The following is a 16,270-nucleotide window of genomic DNA, read 5'->3' as shown; positions in this document are numbered from 1 at the left end:
GTGAAAAGAATTCAAAAGGGGATGCCTGTATGAAAGATAAAAAATTTCGCCTATTACTTCACTTGTTCTGGACTTTTTTTAAGATTAGTCCCATCACATTCGGAGGCGGATTTGCGATGATGCCGATGATTAAAAAAGCAGTGGTGGAGCAGCGAAAGTGGCTGGAGAAAGAAGAGATTATTGATGCTTTTGCTTTGGCCCAGTCCGCGCCAGGATCGGTCGGTGTCAACTCCTCCGCTTTCATCGGCTACCGGATTGCAGGATTCAAGGGAGCTTTGGCTGCAACGATTGGCATCATGATTCCGACATTTTTCATCGTCATCGCCTTAAGTCTGCTCTTCTTTACAGTCCGGGATCAGCCGGCCGTGGAGGCAGCATTTAAGGGGATTCGGCCTGTCGTTGTGGCGCTTATCGCTTATGCGGCCATCCTGACGTTTCGCTCCTCGGTTCCAGACAAAGCGACGTTGGTTCTTTTATTGACGGCTCTTTTGTTGTTGATCGTTCTGCATATCCATCCGGTTCTCCTCGTGTTTGCCGGCTTGGCAAGCGGAATCGTCGTTCATTTTGTAAGAAGATCGAAAAAAAGAGTCGAGGAGGCGAAGTCGTAATGCTCTGGAATCTGTTCATTACGTTTTTTATCGTTGGGTTTGTTTCTTTTGGCGGCGGATATGCCATCATTCCGGTGATCGAACATGAAGCGCTTCGTCATGGATGGATGACCTCTCAGCAATTGATTGATATTATCGCAATTGCGGGAATGTCGCCGGGACCGATTGCGACCAATACCGCTGTCTTCATAGGCTTCGAGGCAGCGGGATTATGGGGCGCCATCATTTCTGCTATTGCTATCACTTTGCCATCCGTCTTGATCGTGTTTCTAATTGCGACGTTCTTTTACAAAATTAACGACATGCCAATCGTCCAATCCGCATTTTACGGCTTGCGTCCTGTCATCACGGCATTGATCCTGTTCGCAGCCTTTTCATTTTCCCGGACGAACGGGCTCCTCTCAATTTCGTGGGATGCAGCAGTCGGCATTGGCCTCTTCGCCCTTGGTCTCTTTGCGTTGTGGAAGTTGAAATGGCACCCCGCTCTTATTATATTGATTGCGGGTGTGGTGGGTGTAGTAGTGTATTGAAGAAAATGGATCATGTAAGCTAGAAACAGGTGAAGGAAAACGTTTTGTTTTTCTCCACCTGTTTTATTTTAGCTTGCTTTTGCAAATAATTTACTCAGCTCCATCTTCCAGCCAGTTCTGTGACCAATTCTCTATTTCCTTCATGAGAGGTTCCAATGCAAATCCTTTATCGGTCAATGAATATTCGATACGGACCGGGGTTTCAGGGTACACTTCCCGTTTGACGATACCCTCGTTCTCCAAGTCTTTTAACCGCTCGGATAGTACTCTTCCACTGACGCCGATGGTGGATTCAATATTGCAAAAACGCTGTGGACCGGCTAGCAGTTGATAAATAATCAGGCCGGTCCATCGTTTATTTAATAGAGACATGGCTTTTTCGAATCTGGGACAAATTGATTTATTCAATGATATCAACTCCTTACTTCTATTATACCCATATTTATAAATAATTAAATTGTATTTTGTTTATCACTTACTTGACATACTATATTAACGGTAGTATAGTTGCTTACATAAAGTAAGTATTGAGGACTTTGTAGTATCAAAATATATGAGGAGGAACTGTAATGAACTTTCATCAACCCCCATCCACTTTTGTCGGGCAAGTAAATTTGAAAGTGGAAAGCTTGGAAAAGGCTATGAAATTTTATACAGAAATCATTGGCTTTCAGATCATAAATCAAACCGAAAAAACAGCGGACTTGTCTGCAGATGGAACGACGGTCTTACTATCGTTGGAGCAGCCGGAAAATGTGATGCCTCCACAAGGAAGAACGACGGGGCTGTATCATTTTGCCCTGCTTTTGCCAAAACGCTCTGATCTGGCGAATATTGTGTTTCACTTCATTGATAAAGCGATTCGCATTGGCTCCTCGGATCACCTTGTGAGCGAGGCGCTATATTTGTCAGATCCGGATGGGAATGGGATTGAAATTTACACGGATCGTGATCCGTCTGTCTGGAGTTGGAAACAGGACGAAGTAGCCATGACGGTAGATCCGTTGGATTTTCAAGACCTGCTGTCGACTGGAAAACAAGGCGACTGGAAAGGATTACCGTCAGGCACGGTAATGGGTCATATCCATTTGCATGTTTCTGAATTGCAGAAAACAGAAGAGTTTTACAGCAAGGGGCTAGGCTTCGAAGTCGTTAACCGCTATGGTGGACAGGCGCTTTTCATATCTACAAGCAAATATCATCACCATATCGGATTGAATACATGGAATGGCGTCGGGGCCCCTGCGCCAGCAGCGAATAGTGTTGGATTAAAATCATTTACGCTCATACTGCCGAATGAAGAAAAGAGGAAGCAGATTATCGAGCAACTGACACAAATTGGAGCAGCTGTTACAGAAGAAAATGGATCCATTTATACAGTGGATCCTTCCGGAAATCGAATTGTCCTACAGATCAAGAGGTAAGCCAAATTATTGGATAGGTGGTAAGAACATTGGGTTTTTTTGATAAATTATTCGGGAAACAAGTAGAGGAGAATGAAAACATGGCTGAAAAACTAAACATTGGAATTATTTTAGGAAGCACACGTCAAGGCCGGGTAAGTCCGCAAGTTGGAGAGTGGGTAAAAGGAATTGCAGATCAACGTGACACTGCCAATTATGAAATTGTGGACATTGCTGATTTCAAATTACCGTTTTTAGGGGAAACCGATGGAACAGAGCCCGGAATTGCAGCTTGGAATGAAAAACTTGCTAAGTTGGACGGATTTGTTTTTATCGTGCAAGAATACAACCACAGCATCACAGGCGCATTGAAAAATGCTCTCGACTTTGCTCGGGAAGCTTGGAACGACAAAGCAGCCGGAATCGTTAGTTACGGATCGACTGGCGGAGCGCGTGCGGCAGAACATTTACGCGGCATCTGTGGAGAATTAAAAATTGCTGATGTCCGTACTCACCCAACACTATCTCTATTTACGGATTTTGAAAACGGAACAGAGTTTAAGCCCCAATCGCTACATCTGGATAATGTAAACGCCATGCTCGAAGAAGTGGAAGCGTGGAGCGGTGCGTTGAAAACTTTGAGATAATAAGGCCATCCGGACGAACTTAGTTTTTCAGAGAGTCGAGCGATAGCGTGACAATTTCCGCGAAGCACGGGATAGCCTAAAATTTGAAAAAAAGCGAGTTTATTAGTTAGCTTTCTAATAAACCCGCTTTTTCTTCATGTACTCACCTTTTGAAGGGGACAAGCTAAATAGTAAGAAGTACTTCTCCAAGTCTTGTATAATGATACGATTGAAACCGACGGCGATTTTTTTAATAGTTTCATACACTAGGAAAGGAAGAGGGGGGATTACGTGAATAGTGGACCGTTATGGACAAAGGCTTTTATCTTTGTGTCATTATCGAACTTTTTCTTGTTTATCACGTATTATTCATTACTTATTACTCTACCGTCTGCGGCGATTAGCCACTATGGAGCATCGGGGACAGAGGCAGGGCTTTTTACAGCAGTTTTTTTAGGAGCAGCGATTATCATTCGCCCTTTTCTTGGCCCTTGGATTGAAAGGGTAGGAAAACGATACATATTTATCGCTTCGTTACTTGTATTTACCGCAGCTTCCTTTTCGTATGGGTTGTTTGATTCCATTTTCCCTTTACTAGTTATCCGCTTTGTGCACGGACTCGGTTTCGGAATCGCCACGGCGATCACGGGTGCCATCATTGCGGACATCGTGCCGGAGTCTAGAAAAGGGGAAGGCATGGGGTATTTTGTCATGTCCAGCAATCTCGCAATGGTGATCGGCCCATTTATCGGATTGACGGTCTTTGGAGAATTCTCAATCTTTGTATTGTTTTGGGTAGGAGCCGCCTCCTCGTTGCTAGCTTTAATTTTAGGGGTGGTGACAAAACTCTCTAAAGAAACAGCGGTTCCATCCGTTTTAGAGGCAAAGCCGAAAGTGTCTGTGTTTGAAAAAGCCGCGATGCCAATTGCGTTAACAGGGGCATTTTTTGCTTTAGCCTATTCAACGATTCTGTCATTTATGGCGGTCTTTGCGATGGAACGGGGATTAGAGGACGAGGCGAGTTACTTTTTTGCCGTGTTTGCGGTCGTTCTCATTCTATCTCGCCCGTTTACCGGTCGCTGGTTTGATCAATACGGAGCAAATATCATCATTTTTCCTTCCATCCTATTGTTTGGATGTGGGATGTTGTCGCTCGGTTTATCCCATAGCGCGCCCCTATTTTTTGTCGCGGCAGGTTTGATCGGGCTTGGTTGGGGAACGCTCTTCCCGCTATTTCAGACATTAGCCATTCAAAGTGTAGAACCGTCGCGTCGACCGGTTGCCATGGCGACGTTTTTATCGATATTTGATATTGGGATCGGCGGCGGATCATTACTAGCCGGAACTTTGGCAGGTACAATGGAGTTGGGAACTCTCTATGTGTTTAGTGCGTTCTATATTTTCCTAGGCACTGCCGTTTATTATTGGACGTATAAGAAAGGGCAAAGGGCTCGTTTGGTTGAAGAGGTCCAATAGAATAGTTGATTGTAAATACGGATGTAGGAAAAGGAGTGTAGAGCACGTACAGCCTTTAAATGTTTAGTTAAGTAACAATCTGCTATGTTCATCACTGTCAAAGAAGTAAGAATAAAGGAATACCAGAAAAGCCGTCATGGGAAATGGGTTGCCCGATTTTCCATGACGGCTTTTTCTTTGTTTATATTGATATTTCCGAATATTCATCACTTATGCGGATAAACGAAATTGATTTTCCTACATAGTGAGGATGCTTGTGATTTTGCATTAAATTATACTGGGGGTACTTAGCTGGTAGGAATTTCAGCATTCCTGCTTCCGTATTGGAAGCGCTTCCAGTGGCGGCGATAAAAATGATGCACCTCGGGTTGCCGAGGGGTCTGGACAGAGGAGGTTGAAAAGCGGGAGAGATGCCGGACGCTGCGTGTTAGATAAAATTTTCTGCACTACAAAACGATTATAGGGGGCTGGGTTCAGATGAAAAGATATGTAAAGGCAAAGAGTTTGGCTATTTTGGCCATGGTACTGTTATTGATAATGGCGGGCTGTGGATTGGATGAGGAAACAAGTAGTGCCGATACGGGTAAAAAGGATGACGAGGTTATCAAAATTGGGGTCATCATCGCGGAAACAGGACCTGCCTCCACTCTTGGCAGTACGCAGGTCAACACAGTGAAGCTGCTACAAAAGCAGTTGGAGGAAGCAGGTCCGATCGACGGCAAGAAAATCCAGCTCGTCAAGCATGATTATGAAACGGATGACACGAAAGCGGTCGTTGCGATGGACAAACTTCTTTCCGAAGGGGTCGTAGCAGTCGTCGGTGCGACGCAGACGAGTACATCAATGGCCATCATGCCAAAAGCGATTGAACATAAAGTCCCGCTGTTTACCGTTGCTCCGATTGAACAGGACAATGAGTACGTTTATAGCATGGCGCATAGCAACACGGTAATTGTCACTCCGATTGTCGAGTACTTGAACAAGCATAATATCAAGAAAGTCGGCTGGCTGAATGCCTCGGACGGGTTCGGCGTAGTTGGTCTTCCGGCATTCAAGGAATTGGCTGAGCAAAACGGCATTGAAATTGTGGCTCATGAAGAATTCGACGCGACTGCAACGGATATGACGATTCAGTTGACGAAAGTGAAGAGCAAAGATCCGGAAGCTGTCATTGTTTGGTCCAGAACACCAGGTGCCGGTATTGTAGCGCGTAATTTCAAATCACTCGGTTTTGATGTTCCGATGATCCAAAGTACCGCGGCGGCCAACCAAGGATTCTTGGATCAAGTGAAAGACGACAATGAAAATGTCATGGTCGTCGGAAGTAAGCTGAGCGTTGTGGAACAATTGCCGGATTCCGAACAAAAAGAGATGTTGCTTGCTTTCCGTGATTCCTATGCGGCTGAATTTGGCGGCGGTGAGCCGGATCTCTTCGGTGCGCATGCAATGGATGGGATGGAAATCATCATTAACGCCATCAAAGCTGGAAACTTTACACCGGAAGATATTCAAAACTATTTGCAAAACGAATCCGGAGAATATTTGGGTAAAACAGGTACATTTAACTTCCAGGAATCCCAAGCAAGCTCGCTGGCGGATGGAATCTCGGTTTTGGCAATCGAGAACAATGAGTGGAAATATATCGAAGAATAAACACGAAAGCATTGCATGGACCTATGGTAAAACCACCTACCATAGGTCTCTTTCGAAAGGGGTATCAATATGGATGTATTCATGCAATATTTGATCACTGGTTTGACAGTTGGCAGCATTTACGCTTTACTGGCTGTCGGTTTCGTCACCATTTATAATGTAACGGGCATCTTGAATTTGGCACAAGGCGAATTTGCTATGATCGGCGCCTTGTCCTGTGTGACGTTTGTCAATTTGGGCATACCGATCCTCGGTGCCATTCCGTTGGCTATCTTGTTGACAGCTGCCATCGGTTTTGGTGTGGAACGGTTGGCCATTTTTCCGGCCAGGAATGCCACGACGATTATCCTGATTGTCATTACATTAGGAATTTCAATCTTCTTGAAAGGAATGGGCTTAATCATTTGGGGAACATCGCCGAAGCCGCTGCCATCCGTCATTGAAATGAAGCCAATCCAGTTCATGGGAGCGGTCATCAATCCGCAAAGCATTTTCATTTTTGCGGTTCTTATCATTTTATTGGTCGTTCTCTATTGGTTTTTCGAGAAAACATTCATCGGTTCCGCGCTAAGGGCAAGTGAAAAGAACCCACGTGCTGCAAGCTTGATGGGGGTCAATATTAATACGATGTCTTCGTTGGCTTTTACTTTGGCGGCTGCATTGGGCGCCTTGGCAGGTGTCATGATCGCTCCATTGACGGATGCCACGTATGAAATGGGATTTTTCATTGGAATCAAGGGCTTCGTCGCGATGATTTTCGGTGGCATGCATAGCATTCCGGGAGCTGTTGCAGGCGGCTTGCTGTTAGGAATTATCGAAGCTTTTTCCGGCGGTTATATTTCAACGTATTATAGCGATGCCATTGCGTTCGCTTTCTTGCTCTTTGTTTTATTCTACAAACCGAATGGATTATTTGCGACAGCTACAGGTGAACGGGTATAGAAAGGGGGAGGCGGCATTATGGAAAATATCGATAATCTATTATACGGAAGCCGGTGGAAAGGGTTTTTAGGGTTGATGGCCGTTGTCCTGGTTCTACCGCTTTTCGTCCGTTCCCAATATCTCTTCACGTTGTTAATCCTAATTGGGATCTATTGCATCGTTACGATTGGGTTAAGTTTGCTGATTGGGTATGCGGGACAGATTTCGCTCGGTCATGCAGCATTTTTTGGAATCGGGGCGTATGCATCGGGCATCTTGACGGCAAAATATGATATGTCGGCTTGGCTCGCCATGGTCATTGGCATGGTCGTGACATTCATCATCGCTTATCTCATCGGTATTCCGATCCTGCGATTGAAAGGACATATCCTCGCTTTGGCGACCATTGCGGTGAATATTATCGTCTACACGTTGATGCTTGGCTTGAGTGAGTATACGGGCGGCGCAGGCGGATTGGTTGGCATTCCGAACCTATCGCTGTTCGGATTGAATTTAGGCAATCAACTCTATTTCTACTTTTTCGTCTGGGCGGTTGTCGCCTTGGTTATCCTGTTTTCAATGAATATCATCCGCTCCAATGTCGGACGTTTGCTGCGCAGTATCCATGACAGTGAAATTGGGACGGAAACATTGGGAATCAACTCGGCGAAATATAAAGTGCTGATTTTTGCAATCAGCGCCGTTTTCGCATCATTGGCAGGTAGCCTCTATGCTCACTATATTAACTTTATCGCCCCACCAACATTTTATATTACGTTTTCCATTCTGTTATTGGTCATGGTGATGGTCGGCGGCGTCCATTCCATTTGGGGAGCCATGATCGGTACGGCCGCAATCATGTTTTTGAATGAACTCATCCGCTTCGTCGGTCATACATATTTCAACATCGGCGGAGAGGTGGAAATTGTCGTATATGGACTCATTATCGTCATCGTCATGATTTATATGCCGAAAGGGTTGATTGGCGTGCTGGATTCCATAAGGAAAATGGTGTGGAAGGGCAGGAAGAAGGAAGCTGTCATTCCCGAGGAAGGGGTTAATTATGAATAAGCTCCTGGAAGTGAAAGGGTTAACGAAGCGGTTCGGTGGAGTTGTCGCGGTCAATGACGTCAGTTTCACGGTCGGCGAAGGGGAAATCGTCGCGGTGATCGGTCCGAATGGTGCGGGGAAAACCTCGCTGTTCAATATGATTTCTTCGTATTCCACACCGACGGAAGGCGAGGTCCTGTTCAAGGGGGAACGGTTGACGGGGAAAAAAATCTATGAACTGGCCAAACTCGGCATCTCCCGGACTTTTCAAAACTTACAGATTTTCAGCAATATGACAGTGCTGGAAAACGTCATGATGGGAACGTACGTCGATTTGAAAACGAATATTTTCGGGGCGGGTTTCCGCTTTCCAAGCGTCAAGCGCAATGAAGAGAAGGCGTATCATATCGCCATGGATGTCCTGAAAATGGTCGGACTCGAACCGTTGAAATTCGAGCAGGCGGGCCAACTCTCCTATGGGCAGCAAAAGAAATTGGAATTCGCCCGTGCCATCGTTTATAAACCGTCACTCATCATGCTGGACGAACCGATGGCTGGCCTGAATGACGCGGAAACGAATATGATGGCGGGCTATATTTCGGATTTGAAAAAACAGGGGCATTCCTTTTTATTCGTCGAGCATAAGATGGCGACCATCATGGAACTGGCCGATAAAATCGTCGTGTTGGACTTCGGCTCCAAAATTGCGGAAGGCACGCCGGAAGAAATCCAAAAGAACGAAAAAGTCATCAGTGCGTATTTGGGCGAGGAGGCGGTGTAATATGTTTACAGTACGTGATTTGAGCACGAGGATCGGGAAGATCCAAATCTTGCATTCCCTTGATTTTCATGTGGAAGAAGGGGAAATCGTATCGATTATCGGGGCGAATGGCGCGGGCAAAAGCACATTATTGAATACGCTGGCGGGCTTGTATCCTGCTGCCACGGGAGAAGTGACGTTACGCGGGGAGAAGATCAGCGGGCTGCCTTCACACAAAGTGGTCGCCAAGGGATTGAGCCTCGTTCCGGAAGGGCGCCAAGTCTTTTCCAACCTCACCGTGAAAGAAAATCTGCTTTTGGGCATGTACACCAAGTATTACAAAGACAAAGAGCAGGTTAGTAAAAATTTGGAGCATATGTTGGAGATGTTCCCGGGGTTGAAGAAACATTATACCAACCTAGGGGGAAACATGAGTGGGGGCGAGCAGCAAATGCTTGCCATTGGCAGAGCGCTCATGTCCAATCCGAAGATTATCCTGCTGGACGAACCTTCCATGGGCCTGGCCCCTAAAATCGTCAGCGAAATATTGGAGATTTTATTGCGAATTAAAGAAGAGATGGGCACGATGGTCATCCTCGTCGAACAAAACGTCAAAGCGGCATTGAAAGTGGCAGACCGGGCGTATGTCATGGACCAAGGGAAATTCATCTTGAACGGCACGAATGAAGAAATCAACTCCAACGAACAAGTGCGGTCGGCTTATTTGGGGATTAAAGCGACGGGGTGAGTTTTGGCATGAGGTTAAGCTGAAACGTTTCAAGGTTGTGTAGGTATATTGTGAGGTATGGCGGAAGTGTTTCGAAGTCGTGTGGATATGTTGTGAAGCAGGACGAAAACGTTTCGGAGTTGACCGTGAATGTTACGAAGTTAGTCAAAAACGTTTCAAGGTATATAGGAAATACTGCAAGGTTGAATAGTACCCATTATGAGATCTGTTGTTAGGTAGTCCGAGGAGTCAGTAAATTATGACTTCCCGGACTTCTTTTAATTGCTTCTATAAAATTCTCGCAAACGTAAAGTGAAGTGAAAAGATTTATCATCCGTTGTTACGTTTTTTAACCAAGAAACGTTTATTTCATTTTTGGGGCTGCCATAGTGCATGTGAAATTTATTCAATTGTATGATGCGTATTTTGATGACGTGTATCGATATGTGTATGTGAAGACAGGGAACAAATGGGACGCGGAAGATCTGGTGAGTGATATTTTTCGAAAAGCTTTTGAGAAGCGCTCTTCGCTAGCCAAGCATCCGAATCAAAAAGCTTGGCTTTTTATGATTGCCCGCAATACAATTATCGATTTCTATCGGAAAAAGAAAAACGTACCGATTGGGGATTGGATGGAGCATTATGTGAGTCCAGTGGATTTTGAAGATCCCTTTAAGGGGCGAATGAAAAAGAATGTTTGCAGAAAAGCTTGCCCCATCTGTCAATGGAAGACCTGGAAATCACCCAGTTGCGGTATTTTGCTAATCTGAAATTCAAAGAAATGGCCATGATTTTAAACAAAGAGGAAGGTTCCCTTCGCGTCAAGTCAAATCGAATTACGAAAAAATTAGGCATTCTAGTTAGAAAGTGTTTGGGGGAATCATAATGGGACAGGAGAAAATTGAAAACTATCTTCATGAATTACGGGAAAACATAGAGGTGGATGAAGAAGTAAAAAGGAAGCTCCGTGCTTCATTTATTAAAAAAGAAAAAAACAGAAGGAATTCATGGCTTCCTCTAGTAGCTGCAGCCATCTTGTTTTTAGCCGTTTTGCTGCCTAATCTATCGACGAAACAAGTGCGGGCCGGCTCCTTGATGGTGGAAAACGGAATTTCTTTTTTTGATATTGGAAGTGGAGAGATTATGGCGTATACGCATGTTGATGGCCATTTCTATCTTTCGTTGAAGGACAAAGGTATTTTCATTTATGAAAATGAGGGGTTGGAGAGGATTTCTGAACAGACGGCTGATCGTTTTAGCCGAACTGCCCAAGGGGAACATTTGCTGTTCGTCCGAAACGGGGATGTTTTCCTATTGCATTTGAAAACATATGATACGGAGCAAGTATTGAAAGGCGATTATAGTGAACCTGAATGGAAGGACGAGGATCATTTTTATATTACGTCGAATCAAACCATTATGGAAGCCGACTTGCAGACAAAAGAAGAGAAAGCCATCGTAAAGGGAGAACGGCCTTCTTTTGTGACGAAAGAACAAAAACTTGTATTTCACCGTGACGGCAAAATCCTTCTATATGAACTAAAAAAAGGCGACGAAGAAATCGTGGATGACGGCAAGAGTCCGTCCATTTCAAACGATGAAAATTATATATCGTATGTCAAGACAAGTTCGGGAGTGGAGGATGTGTGGATAGCGGATCTAGATTTGGAAACTAAGAAAAAAGTGACGACCAATCCGCCGCCGCGATATGAGTCTACGGAGAAGGCGATCTATCGCTACCAATCCCCGATTTGGGGCGAAGAAGAGCGGCAGCTGTATGTCATGAAAACGAGAATTGACGGTGACCATGAGCCCGTGCAGATTATGAAAATCGAGTTGAGCGATGAAGAGATGACTGCAACACAAACGGTAAAGAGCTTTCTCCAAGCTCTCGTTGTGAAAGATGATGATTATGCGATGGGGTTAATGAAGAATCCTCCTGCGTTTTTAACGTATTCGAATCCTCGGCAAATTGGATTTCAAATCATTGGAGTGAAAGAACAACAGCAGTCGGCAACGGTCGAAGCTGAAGTGGATTGGACGGATACCGCTCTACCGTATTATCAAATCACAACATATGAATTTGCCTTGGTGAAGGAGAAAGGACGATTTGTTATTAACCAAGTGAAAGAAATGCCGCAAATCGAGTTGTCCGCTAATGATCAAAATCAAATTCAGTTAGCGAAGGGTGAAAATAAGGAAATAATTTTTTCACTTCAAGATGTCCCTCAAGCGTTTATTGCAGATGAAAACGTCCGTTTTAGCTCGTTGGTCATCACGCATGATGAAAAAACAGTCATTTTCAGTTTACAAGGCGAGGAGCAAGTCGTGGTTTTGGCATTTGATCGGGAAACAAAAAGTTTTAATTTGTTGACAGCCATTCCAGATGCGGTGATGACACAATTGGCTTTGGATTCCACAGGCCGTTATGTGGCGGCGGATTATTATACAAATTCTTCTGGATCAAACCTGACTCTGTTCGATGTAGCCAAAGGCAAGCAAATCGTGCAATTTGCCGACACATATTCCGTACTTTGGAGAGGCAACCGACTCATTGTGCAGGAAGTGGCCGAGTCACATGCGTTGCTGTATGAATATGATCCTCAAACGGAACGCAAAAAAAAGTATTAAGACATTGTTACGAATGATAAGATTCCCCGTTATATAACATGAAAGACAAAGGGCCCTTGTCAAAAACAATGCCAGGAGGATATGTTAGGATATTTCGATTTTGTGCAACGGCGTTGTGGGGTTTGGCGAAAACGTTTTGAGGTTGTGCAGTTACGTTGTGGGGTTTGGCGAAAACGTTTTGAGGTTGTGCAGTTACGTTGTGAGGTTTGGCGAAAACGTTTTGAGGTAGTGCAATAACGATGGGGGCATTGGTTGATACGTTGCGATGTTCGAGTAAAATGTTGTGAAGTGAAGCAGGTACGTTGCTGAGTAGAATGAAGGGGAAAAAGGGAGATCTCACGACATGGGGATCTCCCTTTTTGATTCATACAATGTAAATCGTATTGCCCTCTAGTCCGAGTACAGTATGTCCGGATTCGACGATGTCGAGCACAGGTTGGAAGAGTTCGGTTTCGGCTAAAGCAGCGGTGCCCGCCATCACACTGATATACATCGCGTTGCCGACGAGATAGCTGATTGCTTTTTCTTCGGTCAATTGGTTGAATGCCCCTGCGTAGGACGGGTGGAATACCGCTTCCGGCAAGGCGTCAACCATTGATTCCAATAACGCATTTCGTTCTTTTTCGTCAATCTTCTTTTTCAACTGATCTGGGATGTCTTTTAGCGCTTGCCAGACGTCGCTGTTTTCGAAAGTCAGTTTTCCAATAGTCGCCGCGATGTCTTCCTTGGCTACCCATTCTACATTAAATTGCTGAACGTCCAATGCTTCGACGAACTGCCGCACCTGTTGTTTCACCGCTGTATCTGTAATTCCAATTTTGCTAAACCAATTAAGAGAAGTCAGTTTTTCCGCAAGGTCGGTCAACGATAACGCTTCCGGGCCGTAGGTTTCTTCTTTGAATTGTACAGTCATCTTCCATGCCGCCTCCTTTTTAATATTTTGTCGTCAGTTCAGGCGGGCCGAATTTGGGTCCGTATGGGCCCTCATCGAGCCAACGTCCGAGTCTCGGCACGATGGAAACGAGGGAAGCTGCGAGTTCCCGTTTCATGTTCATTTCCGGTGAGTCGCCTTGGATATGGTGAAGGGCCGTTGTCGAGCCATCGCGATTCCAGAGGGCGGCGATTCTGCGTTCTTTCGCTGCTGCGTCGATGGCTTCCCGACGCTGTTCTTCCTCGTCCGCATGAAGTGCTGCCTGGATGCCGCGCACCGCAATGATGGCGTCGGGCACACCGGAATTTAATCCGCGTGCACCGAATGGGGCGAATAAATGGGCGGCTTCCCCTGCCAACAGTACACGTCGTTTTTCGTCGGTGAACGAATCCGCGACGACTTGATGGAATCGATAGGACGAGACCCATGTGATCCGCTCTGCATATTTCGGATCCATCACTTTCGGCAGCCATTCTTTCACACCTTCGATGCTCGCGAAGTCTTCCTCTTTGTCATCCGCCAACAGTTGCAGATCGATTCGCCAGCCGCCTTTGAATGGGACATGCAAGACATTCCGATGACCCATGGCCGGGTGTTGGTAATGAAAGACCCGTTCGATCGGAAGCGGATTCTCTTCGTCTTCCGTCACATCGACGACGAGGAATGTGTCATGCGTCCGCGGTCCTTCGAATGTCAATCCTGCCTCTTGCCGGACAACCGAACGGCCACCATCGCAACCGATTACATATTGGGCATCCCAGACATCGCCCGTCGTTGTCTTCACTTTGACGCCGTCTTCCCCGATATTCAGTTTTTCCACCGGCTGTCCATAGACGAACTGCACACCTGCTATTATGCAGGCTTCGTACATATGCTTCTCGATTTCATGCTGATGAAGGGACGTAAAATGCGGCAAACGGTTCGGATCTTGTGTATCCGTCGCGCCATAGTGGCGGACATATACTTCTTTCCCGCGATAGAGCGTCCGTTTGACGGGCCAAATAATTCCGTTTCTTGCCAAGGTGAAGCCGAGTCCTTTCGAAGCTTCTTCCAATAACTTCAATGTTGCGCTATGCAGGTAGATTGCCCGACTTCCCGCACGGGGTGCATCTTTTTCTTCCGCTTCGATCACCACACAGGAAATGCCTTGGTTTTGCAAGGCGAGGGCCGCCGTCAAGCCGACCGGCCCGGACCCTACAACTACCACTTCAACATTTTTCACCATATTAAAAACTCCTTTGTCTCGTTTTTTAATCTGTCTTGATTATAACGAAACCAAAGGAAGCGAAACATAGTATCGTTCTTCTATGCGGAACACTTTTCATGAAATTTATTGAATAGAATTAAAAATTAAAAAACCTAAGCCTCGTAATATCCTAGATGCTCGGAAATCTCTTTAGCTGCGCTGACCACTCTTTCGATCAACTCCGGGAATCGGTCGTGCGTGATAGTCGAAGTGGAGCCGATGATGGCGAGGGAGGAAACGACGTGTTGGGAGTAATCACGAATCGGTGCGGAGATTCCCATGAAGCCTTCGAAGAATTGTTCGATCGAGATTGCATATCCTCTTTTGCGAATCAGCTCCAACTCTTGTAAGATTGCCTCCTTTTTCGTCAACGTCCTGGGTGTATAGGGATACAACGGATTGGACAGCACACGCTCAATAGTCCTGTCATCTTGGAAGGCCAGGATGCAGAGCCCTTCCCCGGTACAATGGATCGGGTTTTTCCTGCCGATCGAAGTGATGAGCCGGTTATGCCGTTCGCTCTCTTTTCGAAACAGGTAGACGACCTCATCGTTTTCCAATAAACAAATATGAGCGGTTTCATTCACCTCGTTGACTAGTTCGCTGACGACAGGAAAGGCTTCCCGGTACATTTCCCGGTGGGTGGAGACGACCCCGCCCAATGTCAAAAGCGACAGGCCCAGCCGGTATTTACCGCTTCTCGGGTTTTTGGACAGGAATCCTTCCTTTACCAATAAGGCAGCGATTCGATGGGCTGTGCTTTTGGGCACGCCGATTTGTTCGGCAATGCTCGTCAGCCCGATCTCGGTTTGTCTTCTATTGAATAATCGCAGCATGCGCATGGCATTTTTCACGGATGTAATCAAATATTTATCGGATGGTGTCTGTGTCATCACGCTTTCCCCTCCTCGAACAGTCTTTTCCGCAGTTTGACGAGATTGGATATCCGTCTTGCGGCTGCCACCACTTCTTCCACGCACTTCCGCTGCGCTTCCTTTTCTTTCAACCGGATCACTGGACCTGTGATGTTCACGGAAGCCATGACTTCATCTTTGCTATTGAAAATCGGCGCGCCGATGGAAATCACCTTTTTCTCGAAACCTTGGATATCGATGACGTAACCTAAGCGCTTGATTTCTCTTAATCTATCCCGTAATTGCTGGGGATCGGTAATGGTATGTTCCGTAAATTTTGGTAAGGGGCGAGATAGTATTTCATCTACCACTTCGTCTGATTCAAAAGCTAGGATCGCTTGCCCGGTGCTCGTGCAGTGAACAGGATTCCGGCGACCGATATGAGTCGTCACATGAACGGAATATTCATTATCGATCTTTTGTAAATAAATAACCTCTTGTCCTTCCCGTATCGCCATATGGGAACTTTCCCCCGTTTTTTCTGTTAACGCATTCAGGATGGGGGTGGCTTCTTCCACGATGGGCAATTGGGAATTCACAATATTCGTCAAGGCCAAGACTGAAACGCCGAGGCTGTAATGGTTGGATTGCGGATCTTTGTAGACGAACCCTTCACTCGCCAATGTCGAAAGCAAACGATGCGCCGTACTTTTTGCGATGTCTAATTGTTCCGCGACATCGACCACCCGCAGTTCGGGTTGATCCATGGAAAAGGCTTTTAAAATACGCATCGAATTTTCAATAGATGAACTTCGTTGAAGACCTTGTCCGGTTTTCATGAAAATCCTCCTTTT

17 protein-coding genes are annotated in these 16,270 nt (G+C 45.7%); 12 read left to right on the top strand and 5 right to left on the bottom strand.

Annotation, left to right across the window (positions count from 1 at the left end):
- Positions 1–29 precede the first annotated feature (29 nt).
- The gene (locus tag MKY41_RS17735; protein WP_340746323.1) at positions 30–608 is read left to right on the top strand and encodes a chromate transporter; all 579 of its coding nucleotides are present in this window, start codon (positions 30–32) and stop codon (positions 606–608) included.
- On the top strand, positions 608–1,138 hold the full coding sequence (locus MKY41_RS17730) for a chromate transporter (protein ID WP_340746322.1): 531 nt from the start codon (positions 608–610) through the stop codon (positions 1,136–1,138). Before MKY41_RS17735 ends, MKY41_RS17730 begins: the two co-directional genes overlap by 1 nt.
- Before the next feature lie 90 nt (positions 1,139–1,228).
- Here MKY41_RS17730 and MKY41_RS17725 read toward each other — a convergent pair whose 3' ends face one another.
- On the bottom strand, positions 1,229–1,546 hold the full coding sequence (locus MKY41_RS17725) for a winged helix-turn-helix transcriptional regulator (RefSeq protein WP_340746321.1): 318 nt from the start codon (positions 1,544–1,546) through the stop codon (positions 1,229–1,231).
- Between the two features lie 161 nt (positions 1,547–1,707).
- Between MKY41_RS17725 and MKY41_RS17720 the strand changes: the two genes are divergently transcribed.
- The 10 genes from MKY41_RS17720 to MKY41_RS17675 all read left to right on the top strand — a co-directional run bounded on the left by MKY41_RS17720 (position 1,708) and on the right by MKY41_RS17675 (position 12,385).
- Positions 1,708–2,562 carry a VOC family protein gene (locus tag MKY41_RS17720; protein ID WP_340746320.1) on the top strand — a complete coding sequence of 285 codons (855 nt, stop codon included), beginning with the start codon at positions 1,708–1,710 and terminating at the stop codon, positions 2,560–2,562.
- 29 nt (positions 2,563–2,591) lie between these two features.
- Positions 2,592–3,188 (top strand): NADPH-dependent FMN reductase, encoded by a 597-nt coding sequence (locus MKY41_RS17715; protein ID WP_041072241.1) that lies wholly within the window; start codon positions 2,592–2,594, stop codon positions 3,186–3,188.
- Between the two features lie 270 nt (positions 3,189–3,458).
- Positions 3,459–4,643, top strand: coding sequence for an MFS transporter (locus tag MKY41_RS17710; RefSeq protein ID WP_340746319.1), 1,185 nt, complete (start codon positions 3,459–3,461; stop codon positions 4,641–4,643).
- A 477-nt stretch (positions 4,644–5,120) separates the two neighbouring features.
- The gene (locus MKY41_RS17705) at positions 5,121–6,296 is read left to right on the top strand and encodes an ABC transporter substrate-binding protein (protein ID WP_340746318.1); all 1,176 of its coding nucleotides are present in this window, start codon (positions 5,121–5,123) and stop codon (positions 6,294–6,296) included.
- Between the two features lie 69 nt (positions 6,297–6,365).
- Positions 6,366–7,238: a branched-chain amino acid ABC transporter permease gene (locus MKY41_RS17700; RefSeq protein ID WP_041072235.1), complete on the top strand. Its 873-nt coding sequence runs from the start codon at positions 6,366–6,368 to the stop codon at positions 7,236–7,238.
- Between the two features lie 18 nt (positions 7,239–7,256).
- Positions 7,257–8,288, top strand: a complete 1,032-nt coding sequence (locus tag MKY41_RS17695; protein WP_340746317.1) for a branched-chain amino acid ABC transporter permease — start codon at positions 7,257–7,259, stop codon at positions 8,286–8,288.
- Entirely contained in the window at positions 8,281–9,048 is a 768-nt protein-coding gene (locus MKY41_RS17690; RefSeq protein WP_041072233.1) for an ABC transporter ATP-binding protein, read from the top strand. Before MKY41_RS17695 ends, MKY41_RS17690 begins: the two co-directional genes overlap by 8 nt.
- A gap of 1 nt (position 9,049) precedes the next feature.
- Entirely contained in the window at positions 9,050–9,775 is a 726-nt protein-coding gene (locus MKY41_RS17685) for an ABC transporter ATP-binding protein (RefSeq protein WP_340746316.1), read from the top strand.
- Positions 9,776–10,143: 368 nt separating this feature from the next.
- The gene (locus MKY41_RS17680) at positions 10,144–10,524 is read left to right on the top strand and encodes an RNA polymerase sigma factor (RefSeq protein WP_340746315.1); all 381 of its coding nucleotides are present in this window, start codon (positions 10,144–10,146) and stop codon (positions 10,522–10,524) included.
- A 115-nt stretch (positions 10,525–10,639) separates the two neighbouring features.
- Positions 10,640–12,385, top strand: coding sequence for a TolB family protein (locus MKY41_RS17675; protein WP_340746314.1), 1,746 nt, complete (start codon positions 10,640–10,642; stop codon positions 12,383–12,385).
- 364 nt (positions 12,386–12,749) lie between these two features.
- On the opposite strand, the gene MKY41_RS17670 is transcribed toward MKY41_RS17675, so the two are convergent.
- From MKY41_RS17670 to MKY41_RS17655, 4 genes are all read right to left on the bottom strand, one after another.
- Positions 12,750–13,298: a hypothetical protein gene (locus tag MKY41_RS17670; protein ID WP_340746313.1), complete on the bottom strand. Its 549-nt coding sequence runs from the start codon at positions 13,296–13,298 to the stop codon at positions 12,750–12,752.
- A gap of 19 nt (positions 13,299–13,317) precedes the next feature.
- The gene (locus MKY41_RS17665; protein WP_340746312.1) at positions 13,318–14,541 is read right to left on the bottom strand and encodes an FAD-dependent oxidoreductase; all 1,224 of its coding nucleotides are present in this window, start codon (positions 14,539–14,541) and stop codon (positions 13,318–13,320) included.
- A gap of 134 nt (positions 14,542–14,675) precedes the next feature.
- Positions 14,676–15,455 (bottom strand): IclR family transcriptional regulator, encoded by a 780-nt coding sequence (locus MKY41_RS17660; RefSeq protein WP_041072223.1) that lies wholly within the window; start codon positions 15,453–15,455, stop codon positions 14,676–14,678.
- A complete protein-coding gene (locus MKY41_RS17655; RefSeq protein WP_340746311.1) occupies positions 15,455–16,255 on the bottom strand; it encodes an IclR family transcriptional regulator in 801 nt (266 codons plus the stop codon). Before MKY41_RS17655 ends, MKY41_RS17660 begins: the two co-directional genes overlap by 1 nt.
- Positions 16,256–16,270 lie beyond the last annotated feature (15 nt).

The sequence above is a fragment of the Sporosarcina sp. FSL W7-1349 genome (assembly GCF_038003045.1).
In the GTDB taxonomy this organism is placed as follows: domain Bacteria; phylum Bacillota; class Bacilli; order Bacillales_A; family Planococcaceae; genus Sporosarcina.
The sequence above is the reverse complement of the archived record's forward strand: the minus strand, read 5'-3'. Positions and strand labels throughout refer to the sequence as shown.